This is a genomic window from Mycobacterium sp. ITM-2016-00316, from assembly GCF_002968335.2.
GTDB lineage: Bacteria > Actinomycetota > Actinomycetes > Mycobacteriales > Mycobacteriaceae > Mycobacterium.
The window spans coordinates 1,584,111-1,607,349 of the sequence record NZ_CP134398.1; the positions used below are offsets into that span (position 1 = coordinate 1,584,111).

Consider the following 23,239-nt stretch of genomic DNA (forward strand, 5'->3'; position numbering starts at 1 on the left):
CATCGAGGACGGACGGAAAATGCAGTCACACAACATAAAGGGTTGATATGCCTACCGATCTCGACAGCACCGCGGCCTCGCCGGAGGTCACTGCCGCCGATGATGAAACGACCGCAGACGCCCACGACAACGGCCTCGAGTCAAGCGGTGATCAGCGCAGGGCCGCCGGGACCGGACGGCGCACCACCTCACTGGTGGGGGCGCTCGCCTTCGTCGCGTTACCCGTGGTCATCATCGGTCTCGGGGGTATGGCGGGTTGGCTGAAATGGGTCGACGGGTCCTCCCGCGAGGCGCGCTCGGCCGCCGGTGAGTCGGTGCAGGCCGCCCGTGACACCACGGTCGCCCTGCTGTCCTACCAGCCGGGCTCGGTCAAGGAGAGCCTCGAAGCCGCGCAGTCGCGACTGACCGGGTCATTCCGCGATTCCTATGGACAGCTGATCCAGGAGGTGGTGATACCCGGCGCGGAGGCACAGAAAATCTCTGCTGTCGCGAATGTCGCTGCGGCAGCGTCGGTATCGGCGAGTTCCCGGCACGCCGTGGCACTGCTGTTCGTCAATCAGACCTCGACCATCGGTGCCGGTGCTCCGACGGATACCGCATCCACCGTCCGGGTCAGCCTCGAGAAAGTCGACGGGCGGTGGCTGGTTTCCGAGTTCACGCCGATCTGACCGCAGCCCGGCCACCGGTGGTCACGGCATCGTGTAACCGCCGCTGACCGAGATCATCTGTCCGGTGACCTGACGCGCCGCTGTCGCCGACGAGAACCACAGCACGGCCCTGGCGACGTCTTGGGCGGTGGTCAGGCTGCGCGTCGGGGTGTCCTTGAGCATGAAATCGATCTGCTTCGGGTTGAACACCGCATCCTCGCCTACCGCCCAAAGGCTGGATGCGCCAACCGCATCGGGGCTCTCCGGCATGACCAAGCCTGGACACACGATGTTGGATCGAATGCCGTGACGTCCGTGTTCGCGGGCCGTGGTGCGGGCAAAGGCGACCATGGCGGCCTTGGACGCCCCGTAGATGCCTTGCCGGATTTGGCCCAATGCCGCGTCGCTGGCGATGAAGACCAGCGCTCCGCTGCCGCTGTCCTTCATCGGGCCGATGGCGGCCTGCGTCGCGGCCACCGCGCTGAAGAAGTTCACCTCGATCGTGCGCTGCCACTTGTCACGGTCGGTGTCGGTTGCCACGAAGCCGGGCACGCTCCATCCCGCATTGTTTACCAGAACATCAATTCCGTCCCACTGGCTGACCGCGCGCCCGATGGTGCGCTCGGCACCGCCGGGCACGGTCAAGTCCTCGACCGCCAGCTCGACAGCGGTCGCGCCCAGGTCGAGGGCCTCGTCGCGGACCTTCTTGGCCTGCGCTTCATCGATGTCGTTCAGGACGATTCGCGCGCCCTCGGTGGCGAACTCGTGCACGATGCCGCGGCCGATATTGGACGCGCCGCCCGTCACGACGACCCGCGCGCCCGTCAGTCCCAGATCCATGATGATCCTTCCCGGCCGGAAGGCTGGTTGAAACCGCCCGACCCATTGATTTAACCTAGATTAGAAATTTCGGCTAGATTTGTCCATGACCGCATGGACCGATGGGAGAACCCGGTGGAGAAACTGCTCCAGGACAAGATCGCGGTGGTCACCGGCGCGGCACAGGGCATCGGGTTGGAGATCGCGCGAACGCTCCACCACCACGGCGCCCGCGTGGTCCTCGCCGACCTGGACGACACGGCCGCGCGGCGCGCGGCCGAAGATGTCGCCGGCGGAAGCGTCGAGTGCAGCGGCGCGGCCTGTGACGTCACTTCCGAGGATGACGTGCGGACATTGGTGTCCGAGACGGTCGACAAGCACGGGCGTCTGGACATCTTTGTCAACAACGCCGGTATCACTCGCGATGCGTCGCTGAAGAAGATGCAGGTCAGCGACTTCGATTCCGTGATCACCGTCCATCTGCGGGGCACCTGGCTCGGGATCCGGGAAGCCTCGGCGGTGATGCGAGAGCAGAAGTCGGGCAGCATCGTCAACATTTCCTCGCTCTCCGGCAAGTCGGGCAACCCTGGCCAGACCAACTACAGCGCGGCCAAGGCCGGAATCGTCGGCCTCACCAAGGCCGCGGCGAAAGAGGTCGCTCATCACAATGTGCGGATCAACGCGATCCAGCCGGGTTTGATTCGTACCCCGATGACGGCGGCGATGCCGCCGGATGTCTTCGCTCAGCGTGAAGCCGACGTCCCGATGAAACGGGCCGGGGAGCCCGGCGAGGTTGCGGGCGCGGTGGTGTTCCTGGGATCCGGTCTGTCCAGCTACATCACCGGCACCGTCATCGAAGTCGGCGGCGGGAGGTACATGTGAAAACTGTCCTCAGCGAGATCGACGGCACGATCGGGCGGATCACGCTCAACCGGCCCGACCGCATGAATGCCATCAGCGTCCAACTCGCCGGTGAGCTCGACGCGGCGCTCACCAGCCTCGGTCAGCGCCAGGACATCAACGTTATCGTGATCCGGGGGGCAGGCGGCAACTTCTGCGCCGGTGGGGACTTCGAGGAGGTGCAGCGACTGCGCGCGGAGGGCTCGGCGGAACTGCGCGAGCTGTTCACGTCCTTCAAGGCCGCCTGCGATGCCATTGCACGTGCCCAGGTGCCGGTGGTCGCCGCCGTCGACGGGGTGGCCATGGCGGGTGGATTCGAGCTCATGCAAGCCGCCGACATCGTCGTGGTCAGTGACGCCGCGCGAATCGCGGACAACCACGTCAACTTCGGGATGATTCCGGGCGGGGGGAGCACGGCGCGCTTGCCACGCATTCTGGGCCGTCAGCAGGCACTGGCGCTGTTGCTGTCCGGTGACAAGTTCAGCGGTACCAGGGCGGTCGAGCTCGGGCTGGCCTACGAGGCGTATCCGGCCGATGAGTTCGACGAGTCGGTCGAGAGATTTCTTGACCGACTCTCGCGGCGGGACCGGTCCGCGATCACCTCCATCAAGCGTCTGGTGACCGAGGGCCTGGACCAGGACTTCGATTCGGCCAACGCCGCCGAGACCGACGCTGTCGTCTGGCGCATCGGAGGCCCAGCCGGCCAGGCCGGCGTTGATGCCTTCAAGGAAAGGGAAATCCAAGCGTGACCGAGACGATCTACACCCCCGTACTGCGTGAGGTGACTCCCAGTGGAGTTGCCAAGATCCGCCTGAACAGTCCGCACATCTCCAACGGGCTGAATGTCGAGACCCTCAAGGCGTTGCACGAAGCGGTGCTGGGCTGTCACGCCGACCCCGACGTGAAGGTGGTGTTGCTCTCGGGCGCCGGTCGCAACTTCTGCGCAGGCGGCGACGTGCACACCTTCGAGTCCAAGGGTGAACAGCTGCCCGATTATCTGCGCGAGGCGACCGCTTGGTTGCAGCTGGCCACGGCCGCGATCATCCAGCTGCGCGTTCCTGTCATCACTGCCGTCCAGGGTTTTGCCGCCGGCGGAGGGGGATTGGGCCTCGTCTGTGCCTCCGATATCGTGATCGCCGCTGCGTCAGCCAAGTTCTTCTCCGGTGCGGTACGGGTCGGAATGGCGCCCGACGGCGGGTCGTCGGTCACCCTCACCCAGTTGGTCGGCCTGCGGCAAGCCCTGCGGATACTGCTGACGAACCCGACCCTGACCGCCGACGAGGCCGCTGCCATCGGCCTGATCACCGAGGTCGTCCCCGACGACACTCTGGAAGCTCGGGCCGAAAGCCTCGCCGCAGAGCTCGCCGCGATGCCCACCTTGGCGTTGTCCGCGACAAAGCGGCTGGTGTGGTCGGGCGTCGGTGCCTCCATCGAGGAGCGGCTGCCCGAGGAGTCCCGCACGGTATCCGAACTGTCCGGTACCGCTGACGCGCTCGAAGGTCTTCGCGCGGTCATCGAACGTCGCTCGCCGAAGTTCATCGGCCGATGAACGTCCTGGTGCACGACGACGGAGCTGTCCGGGTGATCACCCTCAACCGGCCAGATGTCCGCAATGCCATCGACATTCCACTACGGCTGGAACTTGCCGATGCGCTCGAGGCCGCCGACGCCGACTCCCAGGTGCGTGTCATCATCCTGACCGGGGCGGGCAGCACATTCTGCTCCGGCGGCGACATCTCCACCATGAAGGTCATGTCCGAGGTCGAGGCAGGCGAACGCGCCCAGCTGGCGCAACGGGTGATCCGGGCGATCTGGAACACCCCGAAACCGGTCATCGCCGCGGTCGAAGGTGCCGCCTTCGGCGCCGGGGCCGCACTCGCCGCGGCGTGTGACCGCGTCGTCGCGGCCCGAAACGCGCGCTTCGCCACGACATTCACCAACGTCGGGCTCGCAGGCGATATGGGCTCGTTCGCGTCGCTGCCGCGCCGTGTCGGGGTCGCCAAGGCCCGTCAGATGTTCCTGCTGCCCGAACCTTTCACCGCCGACACCGGCCAGGCCTGGGGACTGGTGGACCAGACCACCGAACCGGGCGAAGCGTTGGCCGTCGCGCACGCCGACGCGGCCCGGCTCGCGGCCGGGCCTGCGGCGGCCTACGGCGCCATCAAGACACTGCTGGCCGTCGCGCCCACCCTGGCGCCTCTGGAGGTGCTCGACCTGGAGGCGGCCCACCAGGCGCGGCTCTTCGGAAGCGACGATTTCGCCGAGGGTATCGCCGCGTTCCGCGAGAAGCGGCGCCCCTCGTTCGGCACACGACAAGGAGTTCACCCATGACCTCTGTCATTGATCCCGGCGCACAGACCGGCAGCCGCTACGAGCGGCTGATCCGGCCGGACAAGGTGCACGGCACCATGTATACCGACGAGTCGATCTTCGCCGAAGAACTCGAGAAGATCTGGTACCGCACGTGGGTTTTCGTCGGCCACGAGAGCGAAGTCGCGCACCCCAACGACTACGTCCGCAAGAAGCTCGGTCCCCAGGACGTCATCATGACCCGTGACCGCGACGGCGAGATCCACCTGCTGCTCAATCGCTGTGCGCACCGGGGCAATCAGGTATGTGACGACGCCAAGGGCAACTCAAGCACGTTCCGGTGCCCCTACCATGGTTGGACGTTCCGTAATGACGGCGACCTCATCGGATTTCCGTTCTTCAAGGGCTACGGCGGACGCAAGTTGGACCTCGCCATGGGGCGGGTGCCCCGGGTCGAGTCCTACGGCGGGTTCGTCTTCGGCAGCTTTGCCCCCGACGGCCCGTCGCTGATCGAGCACCTCGGTGCCGCCGCGGGCGAGATCGACCGACTGGTCCGGCTGTCACCGGAGGGCCGGGTCGAGCTGACTGCCGGCTGGCTCCAGCACAGTGCACGCGCAAATTGGAAACTGCTCGCGGAGAACGAAACCGACGGCTACCACCCGCAGTTCGTGCACGGTTCCATCTTCGGGGTCACCGGAAGCACCATCGGCCCCCTGTACAGCGATTCGTCGATCGCGGTGACCAGGGACCTCGGCAATGGTCACAGCGAAAACGACCTGCGCCCGGAGTTCCGCAAGCACGCTCAGCCGATGCGCTGGTTCGGGACCACCGAGTCGCGGGTCCCCGACTATGTGGCGGCGATGCGGGCCAAGCACGGGGAGCGGGCCGAGGAGATCCTGATCGAGGGTGCCCCCCACGTGATGATCTTCCCGAACCTGTTCATCGCCGAGATCCAGGTCTTCAACATCCAGCCCGTCTCGGTCGATCAGTGCGTGCAGTATGCGACGGCGGTGCAGCTCGCCGGTGCACCCGAGCTGAATCGTCGGATGGTGTCCCAGTGCGTCGGTTCGGTGGGGCCGGCCGGAATGCTGCTGGCCGATGACACCGAGATGTACGAGCGAAATCAGGAGGGCATCAAGGCCTTGAGCCCGGAATGGCTGGACGTGCGACGAGGACTGAACCGCGAATCCGTGGACGAGAACGGCTTCACCATCGGTACGAACACCGACGAAACCGGTATGCGCGGCTTCTGGACCCAGTACAAAGCGCTGATGGAAAGGGACTGAGCACCGTGACGATGTCGCTGAACAAGTCCGACGAACTCCCATCGGCACCCGATGGCTTCGATCGCCATGAGGTGGAGCAATTTCTCTACCGGGAGGCCCGTTACGCCGATGAGAACGACTATGACGCATGGGAGTCCCTCTGGACCGACGATGCGTTGTACTGGGTGCCTGCCGATTCCGCGCCGTCGGACCCGGCTCGGCAGATGTCGATCATCTACGACAACCGCAGCCGGATCTCCACCCGGCTCAAGCAGGTTCGGACCGGGCGTCGTTACGCACAAGCACCGCCATCCCATCTGCGCCGACTGATCTCCAATATCGAGTTCCTCGGTGGACGGCCGAGCCGGGACGGCACCATCGACCTGGAGGTCGGGGCGAACTTCCTTGTCGTGGAGGCACGTCCACGCGGCAACCACACCTGGGGTGGTCGCACCACGTACCGGCTGCGCCGTGTCGATGGGCAATTGCGCCTGGCCTACAAGAAGGTCCAGCTCGTGGACGCCGACAAACCGATTCCGACACTGAGCTTCCTCATCTAAGGAGCATTATGGGCATTCACTTCGACGAATCCTCACCCACGGCCATACCGGGTGTGGGCGCGGTCATCGGCAGCGAGTTCGCCGACGTGGCGGTCAGCATCGACGTCGAGGCCAACTCGCCCCGGCTCAAGGTGGCCGACCTGCGTACCGGACGGGTGCGCTTTCTGGATGCACTCGAACTGGAGACCATCGTGTGGCTGCCCGATGAGAAGCTCAACAGTCTGCTCGATCCGTCCGCCGACCGCTGGCGGGGTGAGGAATGAGGCGCGCGGCGATTGTCGCACCGCGGCGCACACCGGTCGGCACATTCGGTGGCGGTCTGCGGCCCCTGCGCGCCGAAGACCTTGCCGCGCAGGTGATCAAGTCCGTGGTCACGGACAGCGGTATCGACCCGGAGTTCATCGAGGATGTGGTGTTCGCCCAGTCCTACGCCAACTCGGAGGCGCCGTGCATCGGCCGGTGGGCGGCGCTGCACGCGGGTCTGCCGATCAGTGTGTCCGGCCTGCAGATCGATCGTCGCTGTGGAGGTGGCCTGCAGGCCGTCATCACCGCGGCGATGACGGTGCAGACCGGGGCCGCCGATGTCGTCATCGCCGGCGGTGTGGAATCGATGAGCAATATCGAGCACTACACCACGACGGCACGCTGGGGTGCGCGCTCGGGCAACCAGGTCCTCTATGACCGGCTCGACCGGGGACGCGAGATGTCGCAACCGGCCTGGCGTTTCGGTGCGATCAGCGGAATGATCGAGACCGCGGAGAACCTCGCGTCCGACTACGGCATCGACCGTGCCGCCGCCGACGAGTTCGCCGTGCGCAGCCATCAGCGCGCCGCCGCCGCGCAGGGTCGCGGGGCCTTCGACGACGAGATCGTCGCCGTGGACGTTCCCCAGCGCCGGGGCGACCCGATTGTTTTCGGCCGCGACGAGGGCGTCCGGCCCGACACGACCATGGAATCGCTGGCACGGCTGCGCACGCTGCAGACCGGTGGCACCGTGACGGCAGGCAACTCCAGTCAGCAGAACGATGCGTCCGCGGCCTGCCTGGTCGTCGCCGAGGATCGCCTGGAGGCGCTCGGCCTGGAACCGATCGGATTCCTGGAGGGGTGGGCCGCGGTGGGCTGCGAACCCTCCCGGATGGGCATCGGCCCCGTCGGCGCCGTCGAGAAGCTGCTCGCCAAGACCGGGCTCACGCTCGACGAGTTCGCCTTGATGGAGGTCAACGAGGCGTTCGCGGTTCAGGTGCTGGCGGTGCTGTCGGGCTGGGGAGTCACACTGGCCGACGTCGAGGACCGCCTCAACGTCAACGGCTCCGGGATCTCGCTGGGCCATCCGATCGCGGCGACGGGAGTGCGCATCCTCGCGACGATGCTGCATGAGTTGCAGCGCCGCGGCGGCGGTCTGGCGCTGGAGACCATGTGTATCGGTGGTGGCCAGGGACTCGCGGCGGCATTCCGGAGCGCCTCGTGACCTACGGTCTGCTCGGATATGCGAGCTATCTGCCCCAACACCGGTTGCCCGGTGCGGCGATCGGTCTGCGCAAGGGTGACCGTGTGGTCGCGTCCTACGACGAGGACTCGACCACCATGGCGGTGGCGGCCGCGAGCCGAGCCCTGCGCGCGGGTGATGTTCCCGCGGCGATCTACCTGGCCACCAGCACGCCCGCCTATGCGGACAAGACGAACGCGTCGGCGGTTCATGCCGCGCTAGGGTTGCCCGCCGAGGTGCTGGCTGCAGACCTGTGCGGCACGGCGCGCAGCACTATCGCCGGACTGTTCACGTCAGCACGTGGTGGTGGTCTCGTGGTGGCCGCCGATGTGCGGGTGGGAAAGCCGGGGTCGACCGACGAGAAAGCCGGTGGCGACGGGGCCGCGGCGGTGTGGTTCGGTGAAGGTGCCCCGATCGCGGAAATGCTTGCCGCACAGTCATGCACCGCCGAGTTCCTGGACCGTTGGCGTGAACCCACCTCGACGACCGGCCACCAATGGGAGGAGCGCTTCGGGGCGGAACGCTACGGTTCCCTGATCCGGTCCACTGCGTGCGCCGCGCTGGATGCCGCCCAGCTCGCCGATGCCGACCATGTCGTGATCGCCTGCCCGAACACCGCCGTGGTCAAACGCGCATCGACCCTGGTGAAGGGGCAGAAAACGGTCACCACCTCGCCGGTCGGCCACAGCGGTGCCGCGGATCCGCTGATCGCGCTGGCCGGCGTACTCGATATCGCCGAGCCCGGCGACTCGATCCTGCTTCTCTCGGCGGTCGAAGGCTGTGACGCCGTCGTGCTGCGTGCCACCGCGGAACTGCCCGCCAAGCGGCAGGCGCGCCCATTGGCCGGCCAACGGTCCGAAGGCATTCCGGTACCGCACCTGACCTATCTGGCGTGGCGTGGCCTGGTGGAACTGGAGTCGCCGCGGCGGCCCGAACCGGAGCGCGCTGCCGCGCCGCCGGCGTCCCGCTCACAGCGGTGGAAGTTCGGATTCAACGGATCACGTTGTATCGAATGTGGTTTCACGCACCTACCGCCACTACGGGTATGCCGTTCCTGTCACTCGGTGGATGCCATGACCGAGGTCCCGATCGCTGCGATGGCAGGGACGGTGGTGACCTACACGGTGGATCGCCTGGCGTTTTCGCCGTCACCGCCGATGGTCCAGGCGGTCATCGACATCGACGGCGGGGGACGCTGCACGCTCGAGGTCGCCGACGCCCGGCCGGAGCAGTTGACGGTGGGCACCCGGGTGCGATTCGCCTTCCGGCGGCTGTTCACCGCCGGCGGCGTCCACGACTACTTCTGGAAGGCGGTGCAGGACAGTGGCGAGTAACGGAATTGCCGGCAAGGTTGCCGTGGTGGCGATGGGGTGCAGCACGTTCGGGGAGCGCTGGGACGCCTCCACCGACGATCTCATCCTCGAGGCATACCAGGAGTGTCTGTCCTCGCTGCCCGGTGTCGGCCGCGACGACGTGGACGCCTACTGGCTGGGGACCCTCAGTTCGGGACTTGGTGGTCTGACCCTCAGCCGTGCGATCGGCAGCGACGACAAACCGGTGACCCGGGTGGAGAACTTTTGTGCGACCGGCTCGGAGGCCTTTCGCAATGCCTCCTACGCCGTCGCGGCCGGCGCGTACGACATCGTGATGGCGGTCGGAGTCGAGAAACTGAAGGATTCCGGTTACTCGGGTCTGCTCCGTCAGGATCCTCCCGGCGACGGCACCGCACCGGAAATCTCGATGACCGCCCCCGCGGCCTTCTCGTTGCTGGACCCCGCCTACTGTGATCGTTACGCGGTGCACCCCGACGAGATGCGCGCCGCGATGACCCATGTGGCACGCAAAAACCACGATAACGGCGCCCGAAACCCGAAGGCGCAGTTTCGCTCTCCGGTGTCTGCCGAGACCGTCGAGAGGGCTCCGAAGGTGGCGGGCAGGCTGGGCGTGTTCGACTGCTCGGGTGTGTCCGATGGGGCCGCCTGCGCACTGATCGTGCCGGCCGAGCGGGCCTACGCGTTCACCGATCGCCCCATGTTCGTGGAAGGGCTCTCGCTGGTCGCGGGTTCGACGAGGGGGGCGATGGATTCCGCGTTCGATTACACGAGCTTTCCGGAAGTGGTGAAGGCGGCCAAGGACGCCTATGCCCAGGCCGGGATCGACCGTCCGGCGCAGCAGTTCTCCCTTGCCGAGGTCCACGACTGCTTCACCCCGACTGAGATCATCCTGATGGAAGACCTGGGTTTCTCCGAGACCGGACATGCTTGGAAAGATGTGCTCGGAGGGGACTTCGATGCCGATGGCCGGCTGCCGGTCAACCCGGACGGCGGCCTCAAGTCGTTCGGTCACCCCGTCGGTGCCAGCGGCTTGCGGATGCTCTACGAGGCGTGGTTGCAGTTCCGTGGCGAGGCCGGGGAGCGGCAGCTCGCCGACCCGCACACGGCGTTGACACACAACCTCGGCGGACGGCCGGGCGGTTGTGTGTCATTCGTGTCCGTTGTCTCGAATCAGTTGCGCCGCAGAGACTAGGTCGAAGGGCCCGGTGTCGGCCCTGCACGTGAGCCACCCTTGACGTAGCGGAATTTTTTAACCTAGATTCAATCTCAAAGTATCGTGGAACAGAGGAGCTCAGGTGTCGGGTGTTGAAGACAAGGTCGTCGTCGTCACGGGTGCGGGAGGGGGACTCGGTCGCTCGTACGCGCGATTCCTGGCCGCCAACGGAGCGCTGGTGGTCGTCAACGACCTCGGCGGCGCTCGCGATGGTTCGGGTGCGGGAACTCAGGCCGCCGACACGGTGGTCGAAGAGATTCGCAGCGCCGGCGGAAAGGCGGTCGCCAGCTACGATTCCGTGTCCGACGAAGCCGGTGCCGCGGCGATCATCGACACGGTGCTCAACGAGTTCGGCGCGGTGCACGGGGTGATCAGCAACGCCGGCATCCTGCGTGACGGCGCGTTCCACAAGATGGAGGCAGCGAGCTGGGACGCGGTGCAGAAGGTGCATCTCTACGGTGGCTACCACGTCATTCGTGCCGCATGGCCGCACTTCCGGGAGCAGAAGTTCGGCCGGATCGTGGTGGCGACATCCACGAGCGGTCTCTACGGCAACTTCGGCCAGGCCAACTACTCCGCGGCCAAGGCCGGACTGGTCGGTCTGATCAACACCTTGGCCATCGAGGGCGGCAAGTACTCGATCACCGCGAATGCGGTTGCGCCACTGGCTGCCACCCGGATGACCGAGGACATCGCGCCGCAGGAGCTGCTGGACAAGCTGAATCCCGAACTGGTCGCGCCGGCGGTGGGCTACCTGGTATCCGAAGAGAACCAGGACACCGCGTCGGTGTTCGTGGTCGGTGGTGGACTGGTGCAGCGGGTTGCGCAGTTCCAGAACAACGGTGTCACCTTCACCGCGCCGCCGAGCCTGGCCGAGATCGGTGCGCAGTGGTCACAGATCAGCGATATGTCGGATGCCCGCCTCGGCCGCAACCCTGTGTGAGTGAGTGCGGCCCATGGCGACACCGAACGACACAGCTGATCCCGGGCCGGGCCGATCCGTGCCCGCGTTCGTGGCCGCTGACCGTTCGGTGCCACTGGTCGATGACACCGTCGGTGGCCTGCTGGCCGAGCGCGCGTCGCAGCATCCCGATCGCGATGCGCTTGTCGGTGCTCGCCACGGGTCGGACGCAACGCACCGGCTCACCTACGCGCAGCTGGTGGAGGAGGCGTCCAGGGTCGCGGCGGGCTTGATGGCGGTGGCCGATCCCGGTGACCTGGTGGCCCTTTGGGCTCCCAACGTCATCGAGTGGACGGTGATCCAATACGGGGCGGCGCTGGCCGGTGTCGTGTTGGTGGCGCTCAACCCGGTGCTTCGGGATGAAGAACTTGACTACGCGCTACGGCACAGTCGCGCCCGGGTGCTGCTGCACGCCGACGTCAGTCGCGGGTACGCCATGGCAGAAGTCGCCGAGCGCGTCTGTCAGGGTATTCCTGGCATCCACAGGATCTCGTTGTCGCAGTACGACACCTGGTTGGCTTCCGCGTCGGCCGGCGGGCCCGGATCCGGTGCGGGCGCACCCGGGGATGCGGACGCCCCGGTCATGCTGCAGTACACCTCGGGCACCACGGGGCGCCCCAAGGGCGTGCTGCTCACCCACCGTGCGTTGATCAATGTGGCGAAACTGACCATGGAAGCCGTCGGGATCGGCGAGGCGCAGACCTGTTTCAACCCGCTACCGCTGTTCCACACAGCCGGGTGCGTCATCGCCACCCTTGGTCCACTGTGGGTCGGGGGCACCGCCGTCCTGTGCGAACGCTTCGAACCGGGCGCCGCGCTGGAGGCAATGCGGCGGGAGCGTGTCGATGTGCTCTTCTACGTCCCGGCGGTGTTGCATGCCCTGCTCCAACGCCAGCGGGAGAGCATGTCGAGCGCGCCCCGCCTGCGCGTCATCATGGGCGGCGCGGCCAATGTCTCCAGTGAGCTGATCGACGGCGCCGCAACAGTGTTCGGGGCCGGCGTGTACAACCTTTACGGCCAGACCGAGCTCGCGCCGGTGCTCACCATGACCCGCCCCGAGGACAGCAGAGAAGATCTGCTGAACACGGTGGGTCGTCCCCTTCCGCAAGTCGACTGCAAGATCACCGATCCGGACACCGGCCGGGTGGTGGGTGTCGGCGAAGTGGGCGAAATCTGCGCCCGTGGGTACCAGCAGTTCGTCGAGTACCTGCACGACCCGGCCGCCACCGAACGCGCTCTCGACGCCGAAGGCTATGTCCGCACCGGCGACTTGGGCACCATGGACAGCCGCGGATTCGTGACGGTGACCGGCAGACTCAAAGAACTCATCATCCGTGGTGGCGAGAACATCTCGCCGGTCGAGGTCGAGAACATGATCGCCCGGCACGATCACATCACCGACGTGGTGGCGATCGGACTCCCCGACGAACGACTGGGAGAGATCGTCGCGGTGGCGTGTCGAGTCGCGGCTGATCCTCCTGCTGGCCTGCGGGAAAGCCTGCTCGCTCATGCCGCGGCACGGATGCCTGCCTACCAGGTTCCGGCGCGGTGGTTCCTCGTCGACGAGTTTCCGGTGACCCCCACGGGAAAGGTCCGGCGCTTCGAGCTGCGGAACGCGGCGCTGTCGGGGGAGTTGGACGAACTGTGACCGCAACACCGTCGATCGCCCTCCGCCGCCGAGCGCTGCGGGACAGTCTGCCCGCCTGGCGTGCCACGACTCTGGCCGACTGGCTGGATCGCTGCGCCGCCCGATATCCGACGCGGTCGTTCGTGCTCTCGGATTCCGCATCCCTGACCTACGGTGACGTCGCGGCGGAGTCGCGACGCCTGGCGGCCGGCTTGCTGGCGCTGGGTGTGCGCCCCGCTGACCGGGTCGCGATGCTGGTGGCGAACTATCCGGAGTTCGTGACGGTGAAGTTCGCCATTGCACGGGTGGGCGCCATCGCGGTGCCGTTGAACTATCTGTACCGCGAGAGCGAATTGGGCTTCGTCCTGGCAGATTCCGGGTGCCGCGTGCTCGTGACCATGACAGAGTTCGCGACGCTGGACTACCAGAGCATGCTCGACGGCATTGCCCCCGGTTGGGATCGACCCGGGTTCGCCGATCGCACGGCCGGGGCGGACGGTGTACCCGAGCTCAGACACGTGGTGGTGCTGGATACGGGTGGTCGGCCGCGTGCGGGTGCGATGTCGGTGCCCGGTCTGGCGCAACCGGCCGCCACTACCGAGGGCGGTGAACCCGAAGTGGTGGTCGATCCGCTCGGCCCCGGTGACATGCTCTACACCTCGGGCACCACCGGATCTCCGAAAGGTGTTGTCGTATCGCACGATGCCGTCTTGCGTACCGCCTATGCCTCCGCGTTGACCAGGGCCTACCCAGACGGTCGCCGTGTCCTGTTCTCGCTGCCGTGCTACCACATGTTCGGCTATATCGAGGGCCTGCTCTCGGTGATGTATGTCGGCGGCGCGGTGGTGCTGCAACCGTCGTTCAGCGCCGAAGGCTATTTTCGCGGTATCGAGCGCTATCGCGCCACCGATATTCTCTGTGTGCCGACCATGGCGGTCGCAATGGTCGAGAGTCCGGCAGCGAGCGGTTACGACCTGTCCTCCCTGCGCGCCATCCTCTGCGGATCGGCGCCGGCGCCGATCTGGCTGTGGCAGCGGGTCGCCCGGGAGTTCGACGTCACCGAGATCGTCACCGGTTACGGCATGACCGAATGCGGGGGCGCCATGACGCTCACGCTTCCCGAAGACCCATTGGAGATGATCTCCGAGACAGTGGGCAGGCCGAAGATGGCGGGTGCCGCGGGGATACCCGGCACCGATGATCTTGTGCGCTACCGCGCGGTCGATCCGGATACGGGTACCGACGTCGAGGTCGGCGCCGAAGGGGAACTCGTATCGTGTGGTCCCACCACGATGCTCGAGTACTGGAACAAGCACGATGAGACGCGCGCGGCGCTGCGCGGTGGGTGGCTGCACTCCGGTGATCTGGGTCGCGTCCGTGCGGATGGTTACCTCCGGGTGACCGGGCGAAGCAAGGAGCTCTACAAGAGCGGTGGCGAACTCGTCATGCCCAAGGAGATCGAGGATGTGCTGGCTGCCCACCCGGGTATCAGCCAGGTCTTCGCGATCGGTCTCAGTGACGAGCGGTGGGGTGAGATCGGCTGTGTTGTCGTCATTCCGGCACCCGACCACGTTGTCACCGAGCACGATGTGCTGGCGCTGTGCCGGGACAAGCTGGCACGCTTCAAGGTCCCCAAGCGTGTGGTGTTCTACCGCCCCGAGGACCTGCCGACGACGCCCACCGGCAAGATCCAGAAGTTCCGCCTGGTCGAACAGGTCAGCGCGATGGGCTCAACGGTGGCCTGATCAGGCGAGGGCGAACTCACGCACACCGTCGATCGTCGTGCCCGTCAGAACGCCCTGTGTCTCCAAGAGATCCAGATGGGATTTCACTTCCAGGATCGCCGTCATGCGGTGGACGATGTCGAGTTCGTCGATGGTTCGTCCGTGCCGGGTCCAGCGCATCTTGCTGCTGACCTCGAAGGAAGTCGAGTTGCCTGCGGCGACAAGGCCGGTGACCACGTCGAGCCGGTCGCGGTGATGTGCGACGAGTTCGGCGGCCCGGTGATGGGTGGTGTGTTCGGTGCTGCCGTGGGCGGGAAGCATCCGCGAATCCGGAATATCGAGCAGCACGCTCAGGGAGTCGAGATACGAGCGCAGCGGCAACGCTTCGGGTCGCCGCTCGAAGGCGATCGACGGCGTGATGCGGGGCAGCAGATGGTCGCCGGTGAACACGAGTCCGCGAGCCGCATCTTGGAAGACGATATGGCCGCGAGTGTGCCCCGGGGTGGCGCGAACGACGATCGACGAGGTGCCACAGTCGAGGACGTCCCCGTCGTCAAGCCAACGGTCAGGGGGTGCGAATGCCACCCCGCGCTCGTAGGACTGCCAGTCCAGTTCATCGATCTGGGCGGCCAGTGCTTCGGCGCCGGCCTCGATCAGCATGCCGACCTGAACCGGGTGTACGCCGTCCATGGAAGTGAAGGCCTCGATGCTGTGCCGCTCCTCGCGGCCGAGCATCAGCTCGATGCCGTGCTCGTCACGCCACTTCACGCCGAGGGAGTAGTGATCCCAGTGTTGATGCGTGACCAGGATTCTGCGTACGTCGCCAGGTCCGGCCCCGAGTGTTGCGAGCGCTTCGACAAGTACCGACTCGGATGCCTCCGAAGCCCAGCCGGGATCGATGAGGGTGATGCCGTCACCGGCGACGATGGCGTAGGCATTGACGATCTTCAGGTCGGGGAGGGGAAGCGGCAGGGAGACTCGCGCGATGTTGGCGGTGAGGTGCTCCAGGCCCTGGCCGACCCCGGCCGTCGAGCTGTACGTCATGACGTGAGTCCTCCTATCGAGAAGAGAATTTAACACAGACTAGAAAACTGTGTTAGCGTCGAGCCGTGGCCGTGAAAGCGGCCCTGAAATGCGCTCGAATCAATATTCAAAGAGATCGTTGAGTGGAGGAAGTCGGCATGATCCGCAGCGTGGCCGGCCTCGACCCTGTTGGTGGAATCGAGGCCGAGCGGTTCCAGCTGAGGGGCCGTCGGTGATCACAGCTCTCGACGACTACACCCATGAAGTGGGTGTCGAAGCCAACTTCAACGAGTCGATGTACTTCGAATTCCACGATGCCACGTCAGGGGTCGGCGGCTTCCTGCGACTGGCGAATCGGCCCAACGAGGGCATCGGCGAGCGCACGGTCTGCCTGTATCTTCCAGATGGCACTGTCGGCTTCGGATTCGAACGGCCACGCATCGAGGGCAACGCGACCCTGCAGGCCGCCGGACTGAGCGTCGAGGTCGTGCGGCCGATGCAGGACGTTCGAGTGCGGTTCGACGGGGGCGTGAATCTGCTGGCCGATCCGCTGGCGATGCTCGATCCCAAGACCGCACTGGCCGAGAGCCCGGTCGTGGAGGCGCGCATCGTGTTGCAGTACTTTGCGATCGCACCCGCGCATGAGCAGACGTTCGATGCCGACGGACAATCGTTCGCGCCGAACCACTACGAACAACTGACCGAGGTCACCGGACGGCTGGAGATCGGCGGCAACCACGTCACCGTTCGCGGACACGGCCTGCGGGATCATTCGTGGGGCCCGCGGTCGTGGCAGGCGCCGTGGTTCTACCGCTGGCTGCACGCCACCTCTGGCGATTTCGGTTTCATGGCGGCGTACTTCGGCGAGCCCGACGGCACCAGCCGACGCGGCGGATTCGTCTTCGACAACGGCACGGTGCATGCGTGCGATGACGTCGAGATCGTGACCTCGCGCGACACCACCGGTTTCCCACGGCAGATCGAGTTGTCGGTGCGTGCCGGAGACCGGCACTGGCAGATGTCAGGGGAGGCGCTGTCCTCGGTGCCGCTGAGACATCGAAGTACCGACGGCAGGCCGGACACCCGCATCGTCGAATCGGCGATGCGCTGGAGACTGGCCGACGGACGCGAAATACATGGTATGGCCGAATATCTGGATCAAATTGAACACGGTGAACCCGTCGGATCTCGGGTTTAAGTGAAGGGAGCAACACATCATGAAAGTGTTCGAGAATTTGGCTGAGTTCGAGTCGGCCGCGGGTATCGAACTGGGGCCCACCGATTGGCTGGAGATCGACCAGCAGCGGGTCGATCAGTTCGCCGACGCGACCGACGATCACCAGTGGATTCACGTCGACCCGGAGCGCGCGGCCAACGGCCCGTTCGGTGCCACCATCGCCCATGGTCTGCTCACGCTGTCGCTACTGCCGAAATTCATGCACGATCTCTACCGCGTCGACAACGTCGCGATGGCGATCAACTACGGGTTGAACAAGGTTCGCTTCATCACGCCGGTACCGGTGGGGTCCAAGCTGCGCGCCTCCTCGTGTATCGAGCAGGTCGACAAGCTCGACACCGGACTGCAGGCGACGATGGTGACCACCATCGAGGTCGAAGGGGCTGTCAAGCCGGCCGCCGTGGTCGAATCGATCATTCGCTATGTCGGTTGAACTGACCCGCGACGTCCGCGTCGCCACGGCTGAAAATCTCTATCGGGCGTTGGCCGAGGGTGATCGTGATGCCCTCGACCGTCTTCTCGCACCGGACTTCATCGGGCACGCCGCACACGGTTTGCCGCTCGGCATGGGCGGCACGCACGTCGGTCCGGACGCCATGCGTACGCAGTTGTGGTGGCGCATAGGTGAGCATTTCACGGCGCGCGCCGTCGCCGAGGACTTCCAGGCACTCGAAGATGGCCGTCTTGTCGTCATCGGCACCTACCGCGGCAGTGCGCGCCGCTCAGGTGCCGTCCTCGACGCAGCCTTCGTACACGTGCTGTCTTTCGGCGCAGACGGACGCATCACAGCGCTGGACCAGTTGACCGACACGGCCGCCTGGCACGCGGCGCTCGACGGGGACGGCCGCCTGCAGACCATCGAGCACCAGGTGTCCGATGGAGTGGCGACGATCTGCCTGAACCGGCCGGACCAGCGCAACGCCATCAACCTGCGGATGGCCCAGGAGTTCTTGGAAGTGGCTCGCCGGATAGCAGCTGATCGCTCCGTACGCGCAGTCCTGATCAGTGCCAACGGTCCGGCGTTCACCGTCGGCGGCGACATCTCGTACTTCCTCGACGGCGCGGGTGAAGGCTACGACAAGCTGTTCGAGCGGATGATCTGGCCCTTCCACGAGGCGTTCGACATCCTGAGCCGCATCGAGGCCCCCATCGTGGCGGCCGCGCACGGCGCGGTGGCCGGCGGCGGGATGGGATTCGTCTATGCCGCGGATCTGGTTCTTGCCGCGGAGGGCACCCGGTTCGTTCCCGCCTTTGCCGCCATCGGGCTGTCCGGGGACGGGGGCGGTACCTATCACCTCCCACGACTGATCGGACCGCGGCGCGCGGCGCAGGCGTACCTGCGTAATACGCCGATCAGCGCCGAAGAGGCGTTGGCCTGGGGCCTGATCAACGAGATCGTGCCGGCTGGCGAACTCTCGGTTCGTGCAACGGCATTGGCCCGCGAACTGGCCGAAGGGCCCACTGTCGCGTTCGGGACGATGCGAGCACTGTTGCGGGAGAGCTGGGGCAACGACCTCCCCGGGCAACTCGCTGCGGAGCTGCGCGGGACCAAGAAGACAGGACTCACCCGCGATGCGGCCGGCGCGTTCTCCGCGTTCGCCGAGAAGCGGGCACCAACATTCGAAGGAAGATAGCCATGGCGGGACTGATCCACGACACCGACGAACACAGGGCGATCCGCGAGAGCGTGGCCGGTATCGCGGGCCGCTATGGCCAGCAGTACTTCCTGGAGCGAGGCCGTGCGGGCGAAGGTATCGAAGAACTCTGGAAGGACCTCGGCGCCGCCGGCCTGCTCGGCGTTCACCTGCCCGAAGCCTACGGTGGCGGCGGTGGTGGCATGGCCGAGGCCGTCGTGGTGGTCGAAGAGCTTGCCGCGCATGGGATGCCGATGCTCATCTGGGTGATCTCGCCGGCCATCTGCGGCAGCATCATTGCCATCCACGGCTCCGAAGAGATGAAGCAGCGGTGGATACCGGGGATTGCCGATGGCAGCCAGAAGGTGGCGTTCGGTCTCACCGAACCCGATGCCGGGTCCAACAGCCACAATGTGAAGACGACAGCGCGAAAGACCGATACCGGTTGGGTGCTGTCGGGTTCGAAGTACTACATCTCCGCCATCGACCAGTGCGACGCGCTGCTGGTGGTGGCGCGCGACGGCGATCTGTCCACACCGGAGAAGTCCAAGCTGTCCTTGTTCGTGGTGCCGACCGATGCGAAGGGCCTGACCTACCAGCAGATCGATACCTCGATCGTCTCGCCGGACAAGCAGTTCACCGTCTTCCTCGACGAGGTCGAGATCGGCGAAGACGCGTTGATCGGCCAGGCCGGCCATGGGCTGCGGCAGGTGTTCGACGGATTGAACCCCGAACGAATTCTGGTGGGTGCCATCTGCGGTGGTGTCGGACGGTTCGCCATCGAGAAGGCCGTCGCCTACGCCAACGAGCGCACGGTATGGTCCACCCCGATCGGCGCGCACCAGGGCATCGCCCATCCGCTGGCCGAGAGCCATATTGCCGTGGAGCTGAGCCGGTTGGCCACCGCGCTGTCCGCCCAGCAGTTCGACGCGGGCGAGTCCGCCGGCGAAGCGGCGAACATCGCCAAGTTCTCGGCATCCGAAGCCGCGCTGAAGGCGCTGGATCAGGCCATCCAAACCCACGGTGGAAACGGGCTCTCGCACGAGTACGGGCTCTCGGAACTGTGGTTCGTGACCAGGCTGATGCGCACCGCTCCGGTGAGCCGGGAAATGGTGCTCAACTTCGTCGCCCAGACCTCGCTCGGCCTGCCCCGTTCCTACTGACCCCCGACACTGCATCGAAGGAGAACGACAATGACGTCAGCGGAGAACACATTCGACGCCGTGGTGATCGGCGCGGGCGCGGGTGGCCTTTTCACGGCCGCTCGACTGACCAAGCTCGGCTACCGCACGCTGGTGGTCGAGACGCTGGACAAGGTCGGAGGTCGGGCCTCCACCGACGATATCGACGGCTTCAAGGTCAACAACGGCGCCATCGTCATCGAGGTCGGCGGCATCACCGAAGAGACGTGCAACGAAGTGGGAGCCCGCTTCGACATCCGTGAGCCCCAACCGCCGATCCTGTACCGCATCGCGGGCAAGGACGTCGACGTCACCGGGGGCGGCTGGGGTTTCCTGCTCGGCAAGCTGACCCGTCAGGGTGCCAAGCTCGTCAAGGGAATCGGGGCCGCCCGCAACGATTCCGGCTTGCCCGAGGACGAGTTGTCCACCGCTGACTGGGTTTCCAAGTACACCAAGAACGAGGGCGTGCACGGAATCTTCCGGAACATGTGTGCCTCGGTGTTCGCGGTGGGTTCAGAAGACCTGCCGGCCCGCGTGTTCCTCACCTACTTCACCCGCAAGAGTGCGTTCAAACGCTTCGGTTTCCACCCCGAAGGCACCATCGGCATCTGGCGCGCGCTGGCCGACGCGGTGGTGGCCAACGGTGGCGAGATCTGGCTGTCGACGCCGGTGACGAAGATCCACAAGGGCGACGGTGACGTCGTGACCGGGGTCGACGTCACCCGCAACGGCGAGACGGTGCGCATCGATGCACCCGTGGTGGTCAGTGACATCGGTCCCGCCTGCACCGTCCGGCTGATCGGCGAGGAGAACGTGCCGCCGGATTACCAGGACCTGGTGAAGAGGGCAGACCGTCCGACGTCGATGATCACCGTGAACTTCGCCAGCCAGGAACGCCTCATCGACGTGCCCGGCATGCTCAGCTTCGCGAAGTCCCGCCGGCTGGCCTACATCTCGAACTTCACCGATACCTGTCCCGAGATGGCGCCGGAGGGTTGGAATCTCTACGCGGGCACATCCGTGCCAGACAATCCGACCGGTGACTTCGACGAAGCGGCCGAAACCGAGTTTCTGCTGCAGGATCTTCGGGACAACATCGAGGATTTCGACAGCCGGGCCCGCATCCTCAATATCGCCGTCACGCGCGATGGCTGGCCGCCGCAGCGTGCCGTTGCCGGCTACGACCTGACCCACGACACACCGTTCCGGAACCTGTGGAACGTCGGCGACGGGGTCAAGGAGTACGCCAACGGCGGGACCACGGCATGTGCCGAGACGGCAAAGCTGGTGGTGGACAAGATCGTCGCCGCCCACAAGCCGGCGGTGCTGCGCTGAGCGACCTGGCCGAGCGCATCGCCGCGGCGCGCAGCGTCTTGTTCGTCCCCGGCGACAGACCCGACCGGTTCGCCAGGGCTCTCGGCAGCGGTGCCGATATGGTCGTGCTGGACCTCAAGGACGCCGTCGCCGCGACGGACAAGGACGCTGCGCGCGCCGCGGTGAACGAGTTCCTGGCCACCGGCGCAGAGGTGGTTGTCCGCGTCAACGGGACCGACAGCGAGTGGTTCGCCGACGACGTGGCGGCGTTGGCGGGCGCTCGCTGTGCGGTCATGCTCCCCAAGGCGCACAACGTGGCCCAGCTACAGGCCGTGGCCGCCGGCCTCGCGCCGGGAACTCCGCTGATACCCCTCATCGAAACGGCGGCGGGGATCACGGCGGCGCCGGAGATCTGCGCGGCGGGCTCAGTGGTCCGCGCCGCGTTCGGGAGTATCGACCTGGGCGCCGAACTCGGGGTTGACCCGGAGGTTCACGAGGCACTGTTGCACGCGCGTAGCTCCGTGGTGCTCGGATCGGCGGCGGCAGGCTGCGCGGCGCCGCTGGACGGCGTGACCACCGACCTACGTGCGGACGGCCGGCTCGCCGAGGACGTGGCGCACGCAAGCCGGCTGGGATTCGGTGGAAAGCTGTGTATTCACCCGAGCCAGGTCGCGCTGGTGAACGAGCGGTTCTCCCCGTCGGCCGCCGAGCTCCAGTGGGCCCGCCGGGTGGTGGCCGCGGCAACGGATGGCCGGGCGTGTGTCATCGACGGCAAGATGGTGGACAGGCCGGTGGTCGCCAGAGCCCTCCGGATGTTGGCGCGCGCCAACGGACCCGGGATCACCGGTGCGCACTCACGGTAGGCCGAACTCCTGACGCAAGTCAGCAGTAGGGCACAGTATTTATTCCACAATTGGGAACGCTCAGTCTGCCTTGGCGGCGCGCTAGGGGCACTCCTTGCACCCGCGGCCAGTCGAGGATCCAATGCACAGCGGTCCATATAACGCCTGGAAGGCGCCTTTTCCAGTTCGGATCCCCGCGACGCGCGCCGGCGGTGTGCTTCCGGTGCTGCGGTTTGTCCCTTGCCATGGACAAGTCCACAGCTCTACTATTTTAATGTTGATTAAGTCACTTCGACCAGGATGGTGTCGAATATGTCACGTCGTATTCAGCTGATCTGTGCGTGGTGTGGACCGGGAACGGTCCTCATCACGCTGTGTGGCTGGCTGATCGCCGGCATCCTGCCGATGCCGCTGGGCTCCTCGAGCACCACCGAAGAGGTTGTCGGTTTCTACGCCAATGACACTCGGGTGCTGTTCGGCCTGGTGATCGCACAGGTCGGTATCTGTCTGGTGTTCCCGCTCATTGCCCTCATCGGATACCACCTGCTCCGTATCGAGGGCCGACATCCGATCCTCACCTTCGTGCAGCTGGTTACCGGCGCTGCCACCGGGGTGCTGCTCCTGCTGCCGATGCTGCTGATGGCCGTGATCGCGTTCCGGCCGGACCGCAATCCCGAACTGACCGTCACTCTCAATGACATGGCCTGGCTGTTCTTCATCACCCCGATCGCCCCGTTCATCATCCAGAACATCGCCATCGGTACGGCAATCCTTCGGGACCGAAGTGGACTCCTCCCGAGGTGGGTGGGATACACGAATTTCTGGGTGGCCGCCCTGTTCCTGCCGGACCCGCTCGCCTTCTTCTTCCACGGCGGGCCGTTCTCGTGGCGTGGCATCTTCGTCTTCTGGCTCGCGCTCACGGCCTACGCCGTGTTCCTGGTCGTGATGGGTCTGGTGTTGCGTTCGGCTGCCCTGAAGCTGCACGGCGATGAGCACGACCACGGGCGGGGAGCCGGGATGCGGGCGGAGCCGGGGCTGATCGCCTAGCAGGTGGCAGGTCCGTGTCGGCCCTTCTGAATACCGAATCGAATCCCCGGAGCGGGTTGCATTCTGCGTTCTGGCTGCCGCCCTTGCGGGAATCGGCTCGACAGCCGAATGCATC

General features: G+C 66.0%; 23 protein-coding genes. 21 read left to right on the forward strand and 2 right to left on the reverse strand.

Features of this window, described 5'->3' with window-relative positions; genetic code table 11:
• Positions 1-47 precede the first annotated feature (47 nt).
• On the forward strand, positions 48-668 hold the full coding sequence (locus C6A86_RS07615) for a hypothetical protein (protein WP_105361645.1): 621 nt from the start codon (positions 48-50) through the stop codon (positions 666-668).
• A gap of 21 nt (positions 669-689) precedes the next feature.
• Here C6A86_RS07615 and C6A86_RS07620 read toward each other — a convergent pair whose 3' ends face one another.
• The gene (locus C6A86_RS07620; RefSeq protein WP_105361646.1) at positions 690-1,487 is read right to left on the reverse strand and encodes an SDR family NAD(P)-dependent oxidoreductase; all 798 of its coding nucleotides are present in this window, start codon (positions 1,485-1,487) and stop codon (positions 690-692) included.
• 93 nt (positions 1,488-1,580) lie between these two features.
• Here C6A86_RS07620 and fabG point away from each other — a divergent pair, with 93 nt between their 5' ends.
• The 13 genes from fabG to C6A86_RS07685 all read left to right on the forward strand — a co-directional run bounded on the left by fabG (position 1,581) and on the right by C6A86_RS07685 (position 14,867).
• Positions 1,581-2,348 carry a 3-oxoacyl-ACP reductase FabG gene (gene fabG / locus C6A86_RS07625; RefSeq protein ID WP_105361647.1) on the forward strand — a complete coding sequence of 256 codons (768 nt, stop codon included), beginning with the start codon at positions 1,581-1,583 and terminating at the stop codon, positions 2,346-2,348.
• Positions 2,345-3,115 (forward strand): enoyl-CoA hydratase/isomerase family protein, encoded by a 771-nt coding sequence (locus C6A86_RS07630; protein WP_105361648.1) that lies wholly within the window; start codon positions 2,345-2,347, stop codon positions 3,113-3,115. Before fabG ends, C6A86_RS07630 begins: the two co-directional genes overlap by 4 nt.
• Entirely contained in the window at positions 3,112-3,915 is an 804-nt protein-coding gene (locus tag C6A86_RS07635; RefSeq protein WP_105361649.1) for an enoyl-CoA hydratase/isomerase family protein, read from the forward strand. Before C6A86_RS07630 ends, C6A86_RS07635 begins: the two co-directional genes overlap by 4 nt.
• Positions 3,912-4,697 carry an enoyl-CoA hydratase-related protein gene (locus tag C6A86_RS07640; RefSeq protein ID WP_105361650.1) on the forward strand — a complete coding sequence of 262 codons (786 nt, stop codon included), beginning with the start codon at positions 3,912-3,914 and terminating at the stop codon, positions 4,695-4,697. Before C6A86_RS07635 ends, C6A86_RS07640 begins: the two co-directional genes overlap by 4 nt.
• Complete coding sequence (locus C6A86_RS07645) at positions 4,694-5,962, forward strand: aromatic ring-hydroxylating dioxygenase subunit alpha (protein WP_311101071.1); 1,269 nt, start codon at positions 4,694-4,696, stop codon at positions 5,960-5,962. The genes C6A86_RS07640 and C6A86_RS07645 overlap by 4 nt, the downstream gene beginning before the upstream one ends.
• 11 nt (positions 5,963-5,973) lie before the next feature.
• A complete protein-coding gene (locus tag C6A86_RS07650) occupies positions 5,974-6,501 on the forward strand; it encodes an aromatic-ring-hydroxylating dioxygenase subunit beta (protein WP_105361894.1) in 528 nt (175 codons plus the stop codon).
• Positions 6,502-6,509: 8 nt separating this feature from the next.
• Positions 6,510-6,764: a hypothetical protein gene (locus tag C6A86_RS07655; RefSeq protein WP_105361895.1), complete on the forward strand. Its 255-nt coding sequence runs from the start codon at positions 6,510-6,512 to the stop codon at positions 6,762-6,764.
• Positions 6,761-7,969 (forward strand): acetyl-CoA C-acetyltransferase, encoded by a 1,209-nt coding sequence (locus C6A86_RS07660; protein ID WP_105361896.1) that lies wholly within the window; start codon positions 6,761-6,763, stop codon positions 7,967-7,969. Before C6A86_RS07655 ends, C6A86_RS07660 begins: the two co-directional genes overlap by 4 nt.
• Positions 7,966-9,321: an OB-fold domain-containing protein gene (locus tag C6A86_RS07665; protein ID WP_105361897.1), complete on the forward strand. Its 1,356-nt coding sequence runs from the start codon at positions 7,966-7,968 to the stop codon at positions 9,319-9,321. The genes C6A86_RS07660 and C6A86_RS07665 overlap by 4 nt, the downstream gene beginning before the upstream one ends.
• Entirely contained in the window at positions 9,311-10,513 is a 1,203-nt protein-coding gene (locus C6A86_RS07670) for an acetyl-CoA acetyltransferase (protein ID WP_105361898.1), read from the forward strand. The genes C6A86_RS07665 and C6A86_RS07670 overlap by 11 nt, the downstream gene beginning before the upstream one ends.
• Positions 10,514-10,616: 103 nt before the next feature.
• The gene (locus tag C6A86_RS07675; RefSeq protein ID WP_105361899.1) at positions 10,617-11,477 is read left to right on the forward strand and encodes an SDR family NAD(P)-dependent oxidoreductase; all 861 of its coding nucleotides are present in this window, start codon (positions 10,617-10,619) and stop codon (positions 11,475-11,477) included.
• Positions 11,478-11,490: 13 nt separating this feature from the next.
• Positions 11,491-13,143: a class I adenylate-forming enzyme family protein gene (locus C6A86_RS07680; protein ID WP_105361900.1), complete on the forward strand. Its 1,653-nt coding sequence runs from the start codon at positions 11,491-11,493 to the stop codon at positions 13,141-13,143.
• Positions 13,140-14,867: a class I adenylate-forming enzyme family protein gene (locus C6A86_RS07685; protein WP_105361901.1), complete on the forward strand. Its 1,728-nt coding sequence runs from the start codon at positions 13,140-13,142 to the stop codon at positions 14,865-14,867. Before C6A86_RS07680 ends, C6A86_RS07685 begins: the two co-directional genes overlap by 4 nt.
• Here the strand turns inward: C6A86_RS07685 and C6A86_RS07690 are convergent, their stop codons facing one another.
• Positions 14,868-15,890 (reverse strand): MBL fold metallo-hydrolase, encoded by a 1,023-nt coding sequence (locus C6A86_RS07690; RefSeq protein WP_311101072.1) that lies wholly within the window; start codon positions 15,888-15,890, stop codon positions 14,868-14,870.
• Positions 15,891-16,101: 211 nt separating this feature from the next.
• Between C6A86_RS07690 and C6A86_RS07695 the strand changes: the two genes are divergently transcribed.
• The 7 genes from C6A86_RS07695 to C6A86_RS07725 all read left to right on the forward strand — a co-directional run bounded on the left by C6A86_RS07695 (position 16,102) and on the right by C6A86_RS07725 (position 23,124).
• Positions 16,102-17,067 (forward strand): hypothetical protein, encoded by a 966-nt coding sequence (locus C6A86_RS07695; RefSeq protein ID WP_105366622.1) that lies wholly within the window; start codon positions 16,102-16,104, stop codon positions 17,065-17,067.
• Positions 17,068-17,086: 19 nt separating this feature from the next.
• Complete coding sequence (locus tag C6A86_RS07700) at positions 17,087-17,539, forward strand: MaoC family dehydratase (protein WP_105366623.1); 453 nt, start codon at positions 17,087-17,089, stop codon at positions 17,537-17,539.
• Entirely contained in the window at positions 17,529-18,740 is a 1,212-nt protein-coding gene (locus C6A86_RS07705; protein ID WP_105366624.1) for an enoyl-CoA hydratase-related protein, read from the forward strand. The genes C6A86_RS07700 and C6A86_RS07705 overlap by 11 nt, the downstream gene beginning before the upstream one ends.
• A 2-nt stretch (positions 18,741-18,742) precedes the next feature.
• On the forward strand, positions 18,743-19,903 hold the full coding sequence (locus C6A86_RS07710; protein ID WP_105366625.1) for an acyl-CoA dehydrogenase family protein: 1,161 nt from the start codon (positions 18,743-18,745) through the stop codon (positions 19,901-19,903).
• A gap of 30 nt (positions 19,904-19,933) precedes the next feature.
• Entirely contained in the window at positions 19,934-21,256 is a 1,323-nt protein-coding gene (locus C6A86_RS07715) for an NAD(P)/FAD-dependent oxidoreductase (protein WP_105366626.1), read from the forward strand.
• Positions 21,187-22,098 (forward strand): CoA ester lyase, encoded by a 912-nt coding sequence (locus C6A86_RS07720; protein ID WP_311101073.1) that lies wholly within the window; start codon positions 21,187-21,189, stop codon positions 22,096-22,098. Before C6A86_RS07715 ends, C6A86_RS07720 begins: the two co-directional genes overlap by 70 nt.
• A 291-nt stretch (positions 22,099-22,389) precedes the next feature.
• Positions 22,390-23,124, forward strand: a complete 735-nt coding sequence (locus tag C6A86_RS07725) for a hypothetical protein (RefSeq protein WP_199196466.1) — start codon at positions 22,390-22,392, stop codon at positions 23,122-23,124.
• Positions 23,125-23,239: the final 115 nt, after the last annotated feature.

Bases quoted from the DNA above. Each gene is read 5' to 3' on its own strand.
- C6A86_RS07645 (WP_311101071.1), top strand. From the start codon at position 4,694: ATGACCTCTGTCATTGATCCCGGCGCACAGACCGGCAGCCGCTACGAG.
- fabG (WP_105361647.1), top strand. From the start codon at position 1,581: ATGGACCGATGGGAGAACCCGGTGGAGAAACTGCTCCAGGACAAGATC.
- C6A86_RS07705 (WP_105366624.1), top strand. From the start codon at position 17,529: ATGTCGGTTGAACTGACCCGCGACGTCCGCGTCGCCACGGCTGAAAAT.
- C6A86_RS07700 (WP_105366623.1), top strand. From the start codon at position 17,087: ATGAAAGTGTTCGAGAATTTGGCTGAGTTCGAGTCGGCCGCGGGTATC.
- C6A86_RS07620 (WP_105361646.1), bottom strand. From the start codon at position 1,487: ATGGATCTGGGACTGACGGGCGCGCGGGTCGTCGTGACGGGCGGCGCG.
- C6A86_RS07650 (WP_105361894.1), top strand. From the start codon at position 5,974: ATGTCGCTGAACAAGTCCGACGAACTCCCATCGGCACCCGATGGCTTC.
- C6A86_RS07660 (WP_105361896.1), top strand. From the start codon at position 6,761: ATGAGGCGCGCGGCGATTGTCGCACCGCGGCGCACACCGGTCGGCACA.
- C6A86_RS07725 (WP_199196466.1), top strand. From the start codon at position 22,390: ATGTCACGTCGTATTCAGCTGATCTGTGCGTGGTGTGGACCGGGAACG.
- C6A86_RS07690 (WP_311101072.1), bottom strand. From the start codon at position 15,890: ATGACGTACAGCTCGACGGCCGGGGTCGGCCAGGGCCTGGAGCACCTC.
- C6A86_RS07710 (WP_105366625.1), top strand. From the start codon at position 18,743: ATGGCGGGACTGATCCACGACACCGACGAACACAGGGCGATCCGCGAG.
- C6A86_RS07615 (WP_105361645.1), top strand. From the start codon at position 48: ATGCCTACCGATCTCGACAGCACCGCGGCCTCGCCGGAGGTCACTGCC.
- C6A86_RS07655 (WP_105361895.1), top strand. From the start codon at position 6,510: ATGGGCATTCACTTCGACGAATCCTCACCCACGGCCATACCGGGTGTG.
- C6A86_RS07720 (WP_311101073.1), top strand. From the start codon at position 21,187: ATGTGCCGAGACGGCAAAGCTGGTGGTGGACAAGATCGTCGCCGCCCA.
- C6A86_RS07715 (WP_105366626.1), top strand. From the start codon at position 19,934: ATGACGTCAGCGGAGAACACATTCGACGCCGTGGTGATCGGCGCGGGC.
- C6A86_RS07680 (WP_105361900.1), top strand. From the start codon at position 11,491: ATGGCGACACCGAACGACACAGCTGATCCCGGGCCGGGCCGATCCGTG.
- C6A86_RS07640 (WP_105361650.1), top strand. From the start codon at position 3,912: ATGAACGTCCTGGTGCACGACGACGGAGCTGTCCGGGTGATCACCCTC.